17 protein-coding genes are annotated in these 13,714 nt (G+C 56.1%); 1 reads left to right on the plus strand and 16 read right to left on the minus strand.

The features are described from left to right. Positions 1 to 19: 19 nt before the first annotated feature. Genes hemH through BLV11_RS06660 form a run of 5 tightly spaced genes read right to left on the minus strand, consistent with a single transcriptional unit; the run spans position 20 to position 2,837 of the window. Positions 20 to 1,108 carry a ferrochelatase gene (hemH, locus tag BLV11_RS06640; RefSeq protein WP_091812175.1) on the minus strand — a complete coding sequence of 363 codons (1,089 nt, stop codon included), beginning with the start codon at positions 1,106 to 1,108 and terminating at the stop codon, positions 20 to 22. A gap of 37 nt (positions 1,109 to 1,145) precedes the next feature. After that, a complete protein-coding gene (locus BLV11_RS06645) occupies positions 1,146 to 1,574 on the minus strand; it encodes a TIGR01244 family sulfur transferase (RefSeq protein WP_091812176.1) in 429 nt (142 codons plus the stop codon). Between the two features lie 49 nt (positions 1,575 to 1,623). Beyond that, entirely contained in the window at positions 1,624 to 2,073 is a 450-nt protein-coding gene (locus BLV11_RS06650) for a DUF6691 family protein (RefSeq protein WP_091812177.1), read from the minus strand. 4 nt (positions 2,074 to 2,077) lie between these two features. After that, positions 2,078 to 2,515: a YeeE/YedE family protein gene (locus BLV11_RS06655; RefSeq protein WP_091812178.1), complete on the minus strand. Its 438-nt coding sequence runs from the start codon at positions 2,513 to 2,515 to the stop codon at positions 2,078 to 2,080. Then, entirely contained in the window at positions 2,508 to 2,837 is a 330-nt protein-coding gene (locus tag BLV11_RS06660; protein ID WP_217634542.1) for an ArsR/SmtB family transcription factor, read from the minus strand. Before BLV11_RS06660 ends, BLV11_RS06655 begins: the two co-directional genes overlap by 8 nt. Positions 2,838 to 3,174: 337 nt before the next feature. Here BLV11_RS06660 and BLV11_RS06665 point away from each other — a divergent pair, with 337 nt between their 5' ends. After that, positions 3,175 to 3,585, plus strand: coding sequence for a phasin family protein (locus tag BLV11_RS06665; RefSeq protein ID WP_091812179.1), 411 nt, complete (start codon positions 3,175 to 3,177; stop codon positions 3,583 to 3,585). Between the two features lie 7 nt (positions 3,586 to 3,592). On the opposite strand, the gene BLV11_RS06670 is transcribed toward BLV11_RS06665, so the two are convergent. From BLV11_RS06670 to BLV11_RS06720, 11 genes are all read right to left on the minus strand, one after another. After that, entirely contained in the window at positions 3,593 to 4,225 is a 633-nt protein-coding gene (locus tag BLV11_RS06670) for a TetR/AcrR family transcriptional regulator (RefSeq protein ID WP_091812180.1), read from the minus strand. A gap of 27 nt (positions 4,226 to 4,252) precedes the next feature. Continuing rightward, a complete protein-coding gene (gene xthA, locus BLV11_RS06675; protein ID WP_091812181.1) occupies positions 4,253 to 5,065 on the minus strand; it encodes an exodeoxyribonuclease III in 813 nt (270 codons plus the stop codon). Between the two features lie 89 nt (positions 5,066 to 5,154). Then, positions 5,155 to 5,916: a hypothetical protein gene (locus tag BLV11_RS06680; protein WP_091812182.1), complete on the minus strand. Its 762-nt coding sequence runs from the start codon at positions 5,914 to 5,916 to the stop codon at positions 5,155 to 5,157. Then, positions 5,913 to 6,413 (minus strand): DUF2878 domain-containing protein, encoded by a 501-nt coding sequence (locus BLV11_RS06685; RefSeq protein ID WP_245725943.1) that lies wholly within the window; start codon positions 6,411 to 6,413, stop codon positions 5,913 to 5,915. Before BLV11_RS06685 ends, BLV11_RS06680 begins: the two co-directional genes overlap by 4 nt. Positions 6,414 to 6,438: 25 nt before the next feature. After that, positions 6,439 to 7,704, minus strand: coding sequence for an SAM-dependent methyltransferase (locus BLV11_RS06690; RefSeq protein WP_091812183.1), 1,266 nt, complete (start codon positions 7,702 to 7,704; stop codon positions 6,439 to 6,441). Then, entirely contained in the window at positions 7,692 to 8,579 is an 888-nt protein-coding gene (locus tag BLV11_RS06695; protein WP_091812184.1) for a DUF1365 domain-containing protein, read from the minus strand. Before BLV11_RS06695 ends, BLV11_RS06690 begins: the two co-directional genes overlap by 13 nt. After that, positions 8,576 to 9,847 carry an NAD(P)/FAD-dependent oxidoreductase gene (locus BLV11_RS06700; protein WP_091812185.1) on the minus strand — a complete coding sequence of 424 codons (1,272 nt, stop codon included), beginning with the start codon at positions 9,845 to 9,847 and terminating at the stop codon, positions 8,576 to 8,578. Before BLV11_RS06700 ends, BLV11_RS06695 begins: the two co-directional genes overlap by 4 nt. Beyond that, complete coding sequence (locus BLV11_RS06705; protein WP_091812186.1) at positions 9,844 to 10,650, minus strand: SDR family NAD(P)-dependent oxidoreductase; 807 nt, start codon at positions 10,648 to 10,650, stop codon at positions 9,844 to 9,846. Before BLV11_RS06705 ends, BLV11_RS06700 begins: the two co-directional genes overlap by 4 nt. After that, complete coding sequence (locus BLV11_RS06710) at positions 10,647 to 11,117, minus strand: nuclear transport factor 2 family protein (protein ID WP_091812187.1); 471 nt, start codon at positions 11,115 to 11,117, stop codon at positions 10,647 to 10,649. Before BLV11_RS06710 ends, BLV11_RS06705 begins: the two co-directional genes overlap by 4 nt. Then, on the minus strand, positions 11,110 to 12,072 hold the full coding sequence (locus tag BLV11_RS06715) for an acyl-CoA desaturase (protein ID WP_091812188.1): 963 nt from the start codon (positions 12,070 to 12,072) through the stop codon (positions 11,110 to 11,112). The genes BLV11_RS06710 and BLV11_RS06715 overlap by 8 nt, the downstream gene beginning before the upstream one ends. A gap of 133 nt (positions 12,073 to 12,205) precedes the next feature. After that, complete coding sequence (locus BLV11_RS06720) at positions 12,206 to 13,669, minus strand: HD domain-containing protein (RefSeq protein WP_091812261.1); 1,464 nt, start codon at positions 13,667 to 13,669, stop codon at positions 12,206 to 12,208. Between the last annotated feature and the right edge of the window lie 45 nt (positions 13,670 to 13,714).

Below are 13,714 nucleotides of genomic sequence, written 5' to 3' on the forward strand. Positions count from 1 at the left end.
GGTATTCCTGGCAAAGTGTCTACTGTTCGGCGCCCATGGCTATAGCCCGTGCGCGGCATTGGGAGGCATCGGTGTTCCCGGTGCGCTCGGTCCAGCCGCAGAGGTTTTCCTCAATCAACTGCACCAGTGCCCCGATATGCCCTGGATCGCTGTTGAGGGCGGGGATATAGGCAAAGTGCTCGCCTCCGGCTTTGAGAAAATAGTCGCGGTTTTCCTCATCAATCTCCTCAATGGTTTCGAGGCAGTCCGATGAGAAGCCCGGGCAGAAGACATCAACGCTTTTCGTGCCTTTTTCCGGCAATGCCTTCAGGGTGTGATCGGTGTACGGCTGCAGCCATTCTTCTCGCCCAAAACGGGACTGGAAGGTGGTGACGTATTGGCTTTCATCAAGGTCAAGTCTCTGCGCAAGCAGTCGGGAGGTCTTGTGACACTCGCAATGGTAGGGGTCGCCATTGTGAAGATACTTCATCGGAACGCCATGATAAGACAGCATCAGAAGTTGTGAGCGGCCATGAGCTTCCCAGTACCCTTCGATATGACGGGCCATCGCTTCGATGTAGGGAGGGTAGTCCGGATAATGGCTGATAAAACGAAAATCCGGCAGCCAGCGTCGACTGGTGTAATCCCTGGCAATGGCATCGAAGGTGGAGGCCGAAGTCGATGCAGAATACTGTGGGTAGAGGGGGAGAACGACAAGTTTTCGAACACCCTGATCCTGGAAGTAGTCAAGTGCTCCGGTGATTGAGGGGTTGCCATAACGCATGGCAAAGCGAACGACAATCTGGTCGCCGTACTTTTTCCGGAGTTCAGCTTCAATCGCCCGGCATTGATTGCGGGTATGAATCAACAGTGGGGAACCGTCGTCCCGCCACACTTTACGATAGGCTTCAGCCGACCGCCGTGGCCGAATCCGCAGGATGATCCCATTGAGAATGAACCACCACAGCAAACGTGGAAATTCAACCACCCTCGGGTCGGACAGGAACTCTTTGAGGTAGCGCCTGAGCGCTGGAGTTGTGGGCTCGTCCGGCGTACCGAGGTTGGTGATCAGTACGCCGAGCTTTTCAGTCTGGCCGTGGGCGAAGTTCTCAACGCCTTTGTATGGCATGAAGTTCGAGTTCCTGTCCTATGGGTTGGTAGGGGGGTCAGTTCCTGGCAGCGAAGTACTGCATGCGAGGCTTCAGGCCATTGAGGTCATAGCCTGCCTGATACGCCTTGATCAGCAGTACGTCAGCTGGTGCCTTGGCTGACTGGCTCATGGCCCAGAGCGAGCAGCAGCGGGTTCCGGAGCGACAGAAAGCCAGAACCGGCTTTTCCGCCTGCTCGAATATCTCGCCGAAGCGGTCTACGTCGCTATCGAGGATATTGCCAGACTGAACCGGCTGATACACCCAGGCCAGACCGGCCTGGTTTGCAGCGGCCTCCATGTCCGCCATAGAAGGCTGGCCCGGCTCCTCGAAATCTGGCCGGTTCGCCACAATGGTGCGGAATCCGAGTTGAGCCGCAATCTGAATGTCTTCCGGTTGAATCTGCGGGGCAACCGTAATGTCGTCGTCAATTTTTCTGAGATTCATAGTTCACCCGTCTTGAAAAAACGTATGATGACACAGCTTTTCGCCGGTGTCAGATGCCTCTTCTGGCGGTTTGCCGGCTGGCCTGCATACTGCGTTCGAACATTTCAAAAATGGCCATTCCGGCAACCATGGACACCACAAATACCAGCGCCTTCGTTTCGCCTGCACCAATAGCCACCAGCGCGGGTCCGGGACAGAATCCAGCAATACCCCAGCCCACGCCGAAAGTAATGCTGCCAAGCACCAGGCGCTTGTCAATCTGAGTTGCCGTTGGCAGCCGAATTGGGCTGCCGAACAGGGTGACCGTACGCTTGCCGGCAATCAGGAAGCCAACCAGGCCAACCCCGATAGCACCTACCATGACCAGGGCGAGGGAAGGGTCCCACAGTCCGGCGAGATCGAGGAACCCAAGGACTTTTTCCGGGTTTGCCATACCGGACACCAACAGCCCGATGCCAAAGACCAGGCCGGAAAAAAACGACGTCAGAGAAAATTTCATGGTGTCAGGCTCCAATAATGTGGCGAATCAGGTAAACGGTCAGGAAACCACCAGCCATAAAGGACAGTGTTGCCACCAAGGATCGGGGCGAGAGTCGGGAAATACCACAGACACCATGACCACTGGTGCACCCGGAGCCGTACCGGGTGCCGATGCCGACGATAAGACCCGCAAGGACAAGCGCCGGATAGCCGGCGTCAATCCGGATTGCAGGTAACTCTGCGGCGATGATCCAGACAGCAGGGGCGCCAATCAGACCCGCCAGGAACGCGACGCGCCAGGCAATGTCACCCCGGGACGGTCTTAGCAGGGTGCCGAGGATGCCACTGATGCCCGCCACACGGCCATTGATGAGCAACAATAAGGTGGCGGCGAGGCCAATCAGAACCCCTCCTGCAAGTGCCGCACCCGGGGTAAAGGTATTCCAGTCAATTTCAATCATCTTCGGTTACCGTCTCTTGAGAACAAAACATTGAATAAAGCTGCACCAGCATCGCCCGAACGTTGTCCGAAGCGATGCTGTAATAGACCCGCTTTCCCTGTTTGCGCGGTTCGATCAGTCCTTCTCGTCTGAGCACGCCAAGTTGCTGTGACAAAGAGGGCTGGTGAATACCGCTTTGCTCCTCAAGCTCGCTGACACAGGCTTCGCCCCTGGTCAGGTGGCAAAGCAGCATCAAGCGATCCCGATTGGCCAGCGACCGAAGAAACTGGCTGGCATTCTCGGCGGACTGTTGCATCTGCTTCAGATCAATCGCGGCATCCATGGCGTCTTCTCAATATCTAAAAACATAATATATAAATATGTATAACGTTTGGTCAAGACAAAAAAAGCCCGGCTTTGGGAGGCCGGGCAGAGGCGTGCGAGTAGTATCCATGAAAGACTTCCAGACAACCGGCGTCAGCAGGGACACCGGTATTAGGAAGTATTGACCATAATTTGAGCACTTCAAGGCAGGATCCTGCCAGTTTGAGAGCATTTCGTCATATTGAAAGGAGGCTTATAGCCGGCCGAAACCACTGAATTTAGGATTCCCATGTAATACAATGGTGCCATTGCCAATTTGTTTTCCGCCTAGCGGAAGTATCAGAGGTTTCAAACAGATGTCTGACGAAAACGAAAACAAGCCAGAAAGCGATGCCCAGCTTGCGGGCAAGATCAAGGATTCCGCTCGGCAGATCTGGCTTGCGGGCCTGGGAGCTTACACCAAGGCTGAGGAAGACGCCGGTCGCTTTTTTGAGCGCCTGGTTCAGGAAGGTGAGCAGCTGGAAAGCAAGACCCGTGGCGTCGTTGAAAAGCACGTGAAGCAAGTGGAAGACCGGGTGGAAGATGTTCGGGAAAAGGCCACGGGCACCTGGGACAAGCTGGAGCACCTGTTTGATGAGCGGGTGTCCAACGCCTTGCGTCGTCTGGGTATCCACAGACGGGAAGAAATCGAGGCCCTCGAGCATCGCATCGCTGCGCTGGAAGCTGAGCTTGGCCGTTTGCGTGGCGATAACTCAGACGAAGAGTAGCCCTTCCTCAGAGGTAATCCTGGCTTAGCAGCATTACCTCTTCTCTCTCCTCTGCACTCAAGTAGGGGAGCAGCAAATGAAGCATCTGGTAAACACCTCGCCCCGGATCGGTTGAATCCCGGTCATTGAGCTTTGCGAGACTGTCAAAGCTACTCCAGTAGCAGGTAGTCAGCGTCAATTGTTCACACAGAGCATCCAGCTCACTTTCTGAAAACTGGGCAATACCCTGTCGGTTCAGGCTGTTGCACATAATTCTGAACGCTTGCCGCTTGCGATTCAGAATCCTTCGAAATCGGGTCTGCAGGCTGTCGTAGCGTGATAAAACGTTGACCAGATCCTGGTACAGAAAACGGTAGCGGGCGACGGTTTCAAACAGTATGTGCAGAAAAAACGAGATCTGCTCCAGGGATATGGAGACATCTTCAGGCACCGCCAGCAGTTCGCCGACTTCCGCTTCGTAGCCATCAAAGAGCACGGTGACGATATCGCCCTTGCTCTTGAAGTGGTAATAAAGGTTGCCCGGGCTTATGTCCAGCTCATCAGAGATCAACAGGGTGGTGACATTCGGCTCGCCCACGGTATTGAACAGGGCGAGGCTGGTGGTCAGTATCCGGTCTTTGGTCTTGATCTTCTTGGCCATGTCGGTCCCGAGGGTACTCCTGTGGTGTCAGCCGTCAAACCGCGCCCAGATCGGGCAATGGTCTGACGGCCGCTCCATACCACGAATGTCATAAGATACGCCCGCCTCGGTGGCGTTGGGGAGAAGGCGGTCGCTGGCCATGATCAGGTCGATGCGCAATCCCCGCCGGGGTTCCCGCTCGAAGCCTTTGCTGCGGTAGTCAAACCAGCTGTAAGTATCCGCTTCTTCCGGGTGAAGATGGCGGAATACGTCAGTAAGCCCGCGGGATTCTACCTGAGCCAGCCATTCCCGCTCTTCCGGCAAGAAGCTGGTCTTGCCATCACGCAGCCAGCGCTTGGCATTCACATCGCCGATGCCGATATCCTTGTCGGTAGGGGAGATGTTCATATCCCCCATCAGGATGATGTCGTGATCCTTATTTCTGAGCTCATCCAGGTACGTCATCAGGTCGGCATAGAATTTCTGCTTGGCAGGAAACTTGACCGGATGACTGCGGTTCTCGCCCTGCGGGAAGTAACCGTTGATTACGGTCAGGCGACGTCCGTTACGTTCGAATTCGGCGGCTATAAAGCGACGCTGGGCATCTTCGTCGTCCCAGGGGTAGCCCTTTTGAACGGATAAGGGCTCTTCGCGGCATAACAAGGCCACGCCGTAGTGGGTTTTCTGCCCATGAAAAAAGACGTGGTAACCCATGGCGCGCACATCATCGACCGGAAAGTCCTGGTCTGTCACTTTGGTTTCCTGCAGGCCGATAACATCGGGCTGATAGGTGTCAATGACGGCCTGAAGCTGATGCAGGCGGGTCCGAATGCTATTGACGTTGAATGAAACGAACATCATGGGCGTTGACTCTGTGTCCTGTGTTGGCGAGAGGCTTTGCAAACCCGCAGAGTCTAGCACAGTTCGATTCACGCAAAGCTGACTGGTTTTTAAGGAATTAGCGGGCAGGGCGGTCGCTGGGTTGTGGTATAGAGAATTTCAGCGCTGTAATTGTCGCCATCGCGGTTACGAGGGATATTGGTCAAGCCCGAATAGTAGCTGAGCAGGCCGGTGTCGTTATACCCGAGAGTAATGGGCTTTACCAGGAAGCGGGTGATGAGTCCGCTGGGGCGAACGGTAATTACCAGCGGGAAATCCAGCTGGGAAGGTGATTCCGGAGCGAGCTGAAAACCGAAGTCGGTGCCGCGGGTCGGCGCAAGAAAACGGAACTCGACCGAAGCCCCGTTGTGGAGCTCATCCCACCGCTCGCGAACAAGTTGATCAAAGCCTGCATCGACCACAAGGTCCGGCTTTGTCGGCACGAGGAACTGTTTGATCTGGCGGGATTCTGACCACCACTGGATGTCGAGCGCCCCACCGGCATCGTCCGTGGTTATGGTCATTGACGCATCCAGTTCGGCCAGCGAAAACTCCACCTGAGGACGGGTCAACGCCTCCGGGTACCGAAGTTTCTTGGTTGCAAACGGTGTCGCCTCCCCTGGCCAGTAGTACTGCACGCTCTGGTCCTCAGGCCGCCAACGGCTATCGGTACAGGTACCGGTGAGCTGGTGATGCTCGGTATAGATCAGATTACCTGAGTCATTGAAGGCTTCGCCGACAAAACTCAGCTGTTCGCGCTGTGCATGCCCGGTATCAGCAATAGCCAAGACAAGTGCACAGACAGACAGTCGCAGCCATGGGTTTTGAATCATGATGCCGCAGGCTCCCTTAACAAATGCTGACTCCAGCTGAGGAACAACGGGAATAGCAGCAGCCAACCCATGCCGATGGCCAGTAGGCCCAGTAGGGGCGCGCGAAGTTCGACCGCACCCAGTTGACTGGCGCTCCAGTAGGCGAACGCACCGGCGACCGGTGACAGCAGAAAGACCAGCCTTCGATGGGCCGCAAGCCACGCCAGGGAATGACCCGGCGTGGTCAGAAACAGTGCCCACAAGGCCACCAGCCACACCGGGATCAGTCCGGAGTATGGCTCGGGTGAGACAAGGACTCCGAGCCAGAACCAGAGGCCGTCCATGAGACTTCCGAGCAGCGTGCCCAACCCGATAAACAGCGCTTCATGGGCAGGGCGCTGGCTGACGAGTACCAGGTGAGCGCCAACGAGGGCAAATCCCGCGAGGGCTGCGACTTCGTTGCTGACAATCACGCAAATCAGCCAGCCGGCCTGAAAAAAAGCGATGTTAATCAGCAACCGGACGGCTCCCGAGCGAATCACTTCAGGCACCCCGATGCTCAGCAGACCGGGGCTTCACAAAGTGAATCTGTGCCACGCCGATGGCGCGCTCACTGAACCCCGCTTCGCAATAGCTGAAGTAGAAGTCCCATAACCGACGGAAGCGCAGATCATAGCCCAGCGCCTTGATTTGCGCTCCGTTGGCAGAAAACCGGGACCGCCAGTCTGCCAGGGTTCTGGCGTAATCGGCCGTCAGGTCGGCGACGTTTGTCAGTACCAGCTCAGCGTCTGACTCAATCGCTTGAAGGATCGCACCAAAGGAGGGGATAAAGCTGCCAGGGAAGATGTGCCGTTGTATGAAATCGACATTGCTCAAGGCTCGACGGTAGCGCTGTTCGGGCATATTGATTGCCTGAATGAGCACTTGCCCACCGGGGCGGACGAGTCGGTTGATCTGGCTGATATAGACAGGCAGATACTGAGGCCCTACGGCTTCGATCATCTCAATAGACACAAGCTTGTCAAACTGGCCTTCCAGGCTCCTGTAGTCTTCCAGCAGGAGGGTAATGCGATCAGAGAGGCCGGCCTCGTCGATACGCTTTTTCGCCAGATTGAACTGCTCCTTTGATATCGTCGTCGTTGTGACGTGACAGCCATAGTGTCTGGCGGCGTGGATGGCGAAGCCTCCCCATCCGGAACCGATTTCAACGACCCGATCATCCAGCGTAAGTTCAAGGCGCTGACAAATGGTGTCGAGTTTATGGACTGCAGCTTCGTCCAGGGAGCTGTTTGTGTCGGGGTATATCGCTGACGAGTACATCATGGTGTCGTCGAGAAACAGCGAGAAAAGCTCATTCCCCAGATCGTAGTGAGCGGCGATGTTTTTTCTGGAGCCTTCCTTGCTGTTCCGGTTCAGCCGGTGAAACAGCTTCAGCAAAGGCTTGGACACCGCACTGAAGCGATCTTCAAAGCGGTTCATAACGCTGATGTTGCGGGCAAAAAAACGCAGAAGAAGGACCAGGTCGGGGGATTCCCAGTCACCGGCGACATAGGATTCAGCCGCTCCGATGCTGCCGCCTGTAACCAGATCGCGCCAGAAGCTGGGATTGAGAACCTCAAGTTCGGCAGGGCGCCTGTCAGGTGATGCCGTGTTGATATGGCATTCGGCGTAGCCGGGCTGACGAATCACAATTGAGCCCTGATGAAACTGCCTGAACTGGTTAACAACCAACTGGCGAGACCACTTATCCAGGTATGAATCGGAGGATACGGTATTGATTCCGGTTTCGGTATTGTTCATAGATTCCATGAGGTAACGCTCCCATCTGATTGAAATCTGGTTATTCTGGTGCTTTTGCTACGACGGTTGTCTGTGGATGTTGCGGGGCACTCCTTGCCCGGGTGCGAATGGAAACGGGCTCCCTTGAGCTTGAGCCTGAGGGCTTGCCAATAGATCCCGGCTACCACGCGAAGGCTTTCGACGGGAAATCGATGGAGAAACGTTCGATAGGTATTGGCGGACAGGGTGGTGCGGTCAACATTGAGGGTGGAATCGAACACCCGTGTCTGCCCCTCGTATACGTTCATGTGCACCAGCAACTGGCCAGCCTTGAAGGCGAACAGCCACTGATAGTCCTGATCCATTGAATTGAATGGCGACACATGGAAGGCCTTGGGGAAGCGGAAGCGGAGGGTTTGCCAGCAATCGCCGGCAGTATCAGCTCTATCAGCCTCAAGACAATACAGGTGCTTCTCATGCCAGGGCGTGTTAGTGATCTCAGCAAGAATGACGCGGGGAACGGAACCGTTGGAGAGGTCTGCATCCCTGGGAAAGCAAAAATAGAAACTTACCGGGTTGAAAGCATGCCCCAGATATCGAGGATGGGTCACCAGCTCGATTCGACCGTCTGGCCGCCAACCGGTAGTCTCTTCAACCCAGTCGGTCACGGCTGCCTTCAGTGAGGTCTTGCCGGGTTGGAAGTAGTCGGAGCGGTGCAGGGATGTCCAGTTGAACCGTTCTCTCGAAAGCCACGTGCTAACCCGGTCAATAAATGACCACTCGTCCAGGTCAATCGCGAGCAGGCCGGTCTGGTAGCAAAACTGGTGCTCAACCGGAGTAAAGCGACGGTGACGGATGGTGCCCGTCAGAAACTGGCTGCTGAACGGTGCTGGAGAAGGCCTCATGACGGAAGCTCCAGCCCAAAGTCGCGCGCCACCCGAAGTCCGCTCTTTACGCCATCTTCGTGGAAACCATTGAACCAGTAGGCACCGCAAAAATGGGTGCGGTTGCGGTTCGAGATCTCGGCGAAACGCTTTTGAGCGGCGACCGCTTCGAGAGTGAATACCGGATGGGCGTAGTTATAGCGCTCGATAATCCGGGAAGGCGCGATGGCGTCACTGCGATTGAGCGTGACACAGAAGGTGACGGGTGCATCGTGGAAGTTCTGCAGAATGTTCATATTGTAGGTCACCGATACCGGTTCCCGGGCATCAGCCGGAACCCGGTAATTCCAGGCGGCCCAGGCCCGCCGATTGGCCGGTAGCAGAGACTCATCGGTGTGCAGGACGACTTCGTTATCCTGATAGGGAATAGCCCCCAGAACCTCCCGCTCCGCGTCCGTAGGGTCAGCCAGCAAAGCCAGAGACTGGTCGCTGTGGCAGGCGAGAACAACCTGGTCAAAATGTTCTGTGCCGCTCGCTGACTCGAGCGTGATCCCGGCGGGGCCCCGCTTGATGTTACGGACCGGCGTATTCAGCCGTGTCATCGGGCCCAGGGCTTCCATCATCTTGTCGACATAGGTTGCAGAGCCGCCGGAGATTACCCTCCAGGTAGGACGGTTGTCTACCGACAACATTCCGTGATTATTGAAAAACTGCAGAAAAAACCTGACCGGAAAGTGCTCGACGGTGTTCTCGTCTGAGGACCAGATTGCGGCGCCCATCGGAACAATGTAATGGTCGCGGAAGTACCTGGAATAGCGATTGCGAGACAGGTACCCGGCAAGGGTTTCATCGTCGGGAATGGCCTGGTTGCGAAGATCCCGCCGGGTTTCCCGGTTAAACCGCATGATCTCGGCGATCATCCTGAGAAATCGCAGATTAAACAGGTTCCGTCGCTGGGCGAACAAGGTGGCCAGGCTGGTACCGTTGTATTGCAGTCCGGTGGACTGGCTGTCCACACTGAAACTCATGTCACTTTGTTCATAATCAACGCCCAGACTTTTCATCAGGCGAATAAAATGGGGGTAGGTCCAGTCGTTGAAGACGATGAAGCCGGTATTCACTGGCCAGCGTTTGCCGGCGACCTCGACGTCGCGGGTGTTGGTATGCCCGCCGGCGTAGGCACCGCTTTCAAACAGAGTGACCTCGTGGTGCTGGCTCAGCACCCAGGCCGCGGTCAGGCCGGAGATTCCGGTACCCACAATGGCAATGCGTTGACGGTTGTCTGTCATTGGGTATCTTCCGTTTTTTTCTTAGTCTCTGGGCGGGCCAGGCGGGCAGCAAGCGCGTCAACCAGGCCTCTGGGTAATGCTCCGAGTATTCTCAGCATCCAGGTGAATCTACGGGGAAACTCAAGCTCCGAGCGGCCGCTGTGAAGGCCCTGGATAAGCCGTTGTGCGGCGGCGTCTGCCGAGACAAGAAAGGGCATGGGGAAGTCGTTCTGGCGGGTCAGAGGTGTGTCCACAAAACCGGGGGATACCAGCACAACTTCAATCCCTTCGGATGCAAGATCTGCTCGCAGTGAGCGGGCCAGGTAGCTGAGCGCTGCCTTCGATGCGCCATAGCCTTCTGCCCGCCCGAACGGAAACCACCACGCTGACGACGACACAATCACCAGCGTTGCCGGCAGGCCCTGCCTGCGCGTAGCGCGCAGCGCTGGCAGCGCGGCTTCAATGCAGCGTGCGGTGCCAATAACATTGGTGGCCATATTTCGCTCCACGACACTCGCGTCGAACTGACTGGCATCGAGATATTCGCAGGTACCGGCATTGAGGATCACCATCCCCAGCGGCGCCAGTTCCTTGAGTGGCTGCTGTAACTGATCCGAAAGGCGCTCGTCCGTGGCGATATCGACCGGCAATACTTCAACCCGACCCCGTGCCAGCGTTTTGATCGCCTCAAGGGGCGCGCGTTGACGTCCGGAAATCAGCAGGTGATGACCGTCTGCCAGTAATTTTCTGGCAAGCGCTTGTCCAATCCCAGAACCGGCACCGGTCAACCAGATGTTCGTGGAGCCCGACAGTCGCTCGTTCATGACGCCTGCCTCCTGAGCCAGCGAATCACCGCCCCCAATACCGGTACGTTCTGGTAGATCAGCTGGCCGGCATCAAAGTAATCCCGGTGATAGCAGATCAACCCGTCTTGAAGGTGCAGATAGCTGATCCCGTCGACCAAGAGTGTCTGACCGTTTCTCAGGCGTCGGTGGTTCAGGTGCATGATCCAGGGCAGGGCGCAGGTATCGCCCTGCAGAGTTGGATCTTCAAAATCAAACCGGGCGCTGATGACATTTTCATAAGCGTCAGTGAAGTAATGGCCAAGGTCGTCGAGCCCCGATACCCGGGTGAACGGGTCAATAAAGCGGACGTCGCTGGCATAGACCTCGGCGAGTCCATCCACGCCTTGACGATCCATCTGGTTGAACAGGGTCATAAAGCGCGTGATCGCCGGAGGCAACGAGTCGGCCGCGTAATGGCTGGCGACTGCGTGAGCTGAATCAGTCATTCTTTCGATTCCTCCTGATTCGATCTAGCCGCCTGGTTTCCCTCTGGATGTGAGGGGGAACCGGATTTAGCTCGCGTACAATTCCCAGCTTGCTGAGCAGCCAGAGCCCGTAGAACGTGAGGTCAATTTCATACCAACGGAACCCCTGACGCGCTGACTGAGGCCAGCGGTGGTGGTTGTTGTGCCACCCTTCGCCGAGGGTCAGCAAGGCAAGAATCGGGTTGTTGCGGCTACTGTCCCGGGTATCGAAACGGCGGGAGCCCCAGACGTGCGCAAGAGAATTTATCGACACCGTTGCGTGAAAAAGCACCACGGTTGAAATAACAAACCCCCAAATCAGGAGTTGAGGACCATTGGTCTCAAGGGCTGGCGCGAAAACCGCAAGGGTCTCCCCAAGGGCGTAGATAAGCACCGCGAACAGCATCGGAACCAGCGCATCGTAGCGATTCAGTAACCGCAATTCGGGGAAACGTAGCCAGTCCCGAACGCGTTGTTCGTCAGTGGTGAATCCAGCATCGCAGGTAAACCAGCCCAGGTGGGACCACCAGAAACCGCCGTGATGTGGAGAATGCAGATCCTCCGGGTGATCCGAGTGCTGATGGTGGTGACGATGATGGGCTGCCCACCAGAGTGGACCCCGTTGGGCAGCACTGGCGCCGAGAACCGCGAACACAAACTGCCATCCCCGGGAGGTTTTGAAGGTTTTGTGCGCAAAGTACCGGTGATAAAACGCAGTGATGGCGAACATCCGAATCACAAAGAATGCACATGCGAAAAGCGCCGCGAACGGGGAAACACCAACCCAGAAGGCGAGCAGGCAGGCAAGATGCAGAACCAGGAAGGGCATAACCCTCAACAGGTTGAAGCGACGTGATGTTTTGTCCAGGTGCTCAATCGCCGCTTCGGAATCGAACCACCTCAAGAAATTCCAGATCCAGTGATTGGAACGTGTCATACCGGGTAAATCCTCTCTGCATAGCCCTAACAGTGCGCACACACGTGGTGTGACAATGAGTCGTGTTAGGGAATACGGAGATCGGACTGCTGCGGATGCACCTGGAGTGAAAAAAATTGAGCCGGCCGGCCTGCTAGCGTCGCAGTAATGTAGGTTGGTGATAGAAATGAGTGATGGTGCCGTCGCTGAATTTGCTGAAAAATTCGCTGACGCTGGTGATTTGCTTTAGGGATCGGGTTCGGGTTACCGGGTCGCGTATCAGAACCTTGATACCGTTGAAGTTGTCTTGAATATTGGAGAACCGGGCGCGCATTGAGCAGGTGACCACATCGCCGGGATTCAGCCCCAGGGCACGCACCAGGTAATCGCAATGTGCGCTGATTTCATCAGCGCTCAGGTTATCCCGTGTGTCGAGGTGATCGAGTTTGATCCGGTCAACGATGCACTTTGAGTAGCTTTTGGGGTGCTTGCGAGCATAGCGGCGAAACGCCTCCCAGAAAAAACTGTCAGTCAGCTCGGTAAAATCCGTCATGTTGCTCAGACAGGTATCCACCCAATCAAAAATTTCGGGCTCATCGAGTACTTCGTTGATAGCCTCACGCAGCAGCCAGTCGAACCCGAGGGCCGTTTTGTGCGCGTAAACCTTGCGGTACATCTGATGACGGCTGTAAACAAAGTCCTCAAGTGCACCCAGACCCTTATGGGTAATGGCCAACCCAAGCCAGCGGGAACCCACGTCCCAGCCAAAGCGCAGGTTGCTCAACAGGTGATCGAGGTTGAAGCCGCCGATGGTAACGGAGGAGTGGAATCCGTCACGCAGCATGTAATCGGCCCGGTCAGCGTCGATCTCACCGGAAACGATGGAACTGAGCAGGCCCATGACCATGTGGGGTACATCATCTTGGTCCAGGACGCCGCTGGACGCATCCTCACCGGCGATGAACGACCAGAACGTAGTAGCGTGGCGACAGAAAGCCTCGCTGGGCTGTACGTCGGTGGTCTCCATGACTCCGAGAATGTCCTCCGGCGCCAGACCGGCATTGCTTAGCGCAATGGCTGACAGCACTTCATGGGCAACTCGCACGGAATAGTGTTCGTGCTCCAGCTCACGCGGAGGTTGCGGATAGTAGCGGGTATAGTCTTCACCCCGCCATAGCGCCTCAAACCGGGTAGGGTGAGCCATAAGTTCATGGATGCGCCGGGCTTTGGTGAACTGATGGGAAAAGCTGGAATGGCCACTGTCGTGGAGAAGGCAGCCGAGGCGAATGACCTTGGTCAGGTAATCAATAGCATCGAGCTGGCTCAGTGTCAGATCGGAATGGTCGCTGAGCTGCCGCTCCCGAAGATAGGCGTCAATCATTGCTCGGAACATTCGGCTGCCCACATGCATGACGCCGATACTGTGGAGGAAACGGGAGTGAGTCGCGCCCGGGAAAACAAGGCTTAGAATGTCGTTCTGACAGATGTTGCGCAGTCGCTGGAACAGCGGGTGGTCAATGACCGCAATTTCGTGCCGATACAGCGGAATTCCACCGTGCACAGGGTCCATGATGAGTTTGTCGTAGGCGCCCAGAAGATCGTTAACCGCACTCCGTATCACGAAATTTAACCCCTAAACCTGAAATATTGTCTTGTTATATCA

The sequence above is a fragment of the Marinobacter mobilis genome, assembly GCF_900106945.1.
Taxonomy (GTDB): Bacteria; Pseudomonadota; Gammaproteobacteria; order Pseudomonadales; family Oleiphilaceae; genus Marinobacter; species Marinobacter mobilis.

What these genes read in the sequence shown, in the direction of transcription:
- hemH (WP_091812175.1), bottom strand. Translation starts at nt 1,108, where the DNA reads ATGCCATACAAAGGCGTTGAGAACTTCGCCCACGGCCAGACTGAAAAG.
- BLV11_RS06645 (WP_091812176.1), bottom strand. Translation starts at nt 1,574, where the DNA reads ATGAATCTCAGAAAAATTGACGACGACATTACGGTTGCCCCGCAGATT.
- BLV11_RS06650 (WP_091812177.1), bottom strand. Translation starts at nt 2,073, where the DNA reads ATGAAATTTTCTCTGACGTCGTTTTTTTCCGGCCTGGTCTTTGGCATC.
- BLV11_RS06655 (WP_091812178.1), bottom strand. Translation starts at nt 2,515, where the DNA reads ATGATTGAAATTGACTGGAATACCTTTACCCCGGGTGCGGCACTTGCA.
- BLV11_RS06660 (WP_217634542.1), bottom strand. Translation starts at nt 2,837, where the DNA reads ATGGATGCCGCGATTGATCTGAAGCAGATGCAACAGTCCGCCGAGAAT.
- BLV11_RS06665 (WP_091812179.1), top strand. Translation starts at nt 3,175, where the DNA reads ATGTCTGACGAAAACGAAAACAAGCCAGAAAGCGATGCCCAGCTTGCG.
- BLV11_RS06670 (WP_091812180.1), bottom strand. Translation starts at nt 4,225, where the DNA reads ATGGCCAAGAAGATCAAGACCAAAGACCGGATACTGACCACCAGCCTC.
- xthA (WP_091812181.1), bottom strand. Translation starts at nt 5,065, where the DNA reads ATGATGTTCGTTTCATTCAACGTCAATAGCATTCGGACCCGCCTGCAT.
- BLV11_RS06680 (WP_091812182.1), bottom strand. Translation starts at nt 5,916, where the DNA reads ATGATTCAAAACCCATGGCTGCGACTGTCTGTCTGTGCACTTGTCTTG.
- BLV11_RS06690 (WP_091812183.1), bottom strand. Translation starts at nt 7,704, where the DNA reads ATGGAATCTATGAACAATACCGAAACCGGAATCAATACCGTATCCTCC.
- BLV11_RS06695 (WP_091812184.1), bottom strand. Translation starts at nt 8,579, where the DNA reads ATGAGGCCTTCTCCAGCACCGTTCAGCAGCCAGTTTCTGACGGGCACC.
- BLV11_RS06700 (WP_091812185.1), bottom strand. Translation starts at nt 9,847, where the DNA reads ATGACAGACAACCGTCAACGCATTGCCATTGTGGGTACCGGAATCTCC.
- BLV11_RS06705 (WP_091812186.1), bottom strand. Translation starts at nt 10,650, where the DNA reads ATGAACGAGCGACTGTCGGGCTCCACGAACATCTGGTTGACCGGTGCC.
- BLV11_RS06710 (WP_091812187.1), bottom strand. Translation starts at nt 11,117, where the DNA reads ATGACTGATTCAGCTCACGCAGTCGCCAGCCATTACGCGGCCGACTCG.
- BLV11_RS06715 (WP_091812188.1), bottom strand. Translation starts at nt 12,072, where the DNA reads ATGACACGTTCCAATCACTGGATCTGGAATTTCTTGAGGTGGTTCGAT.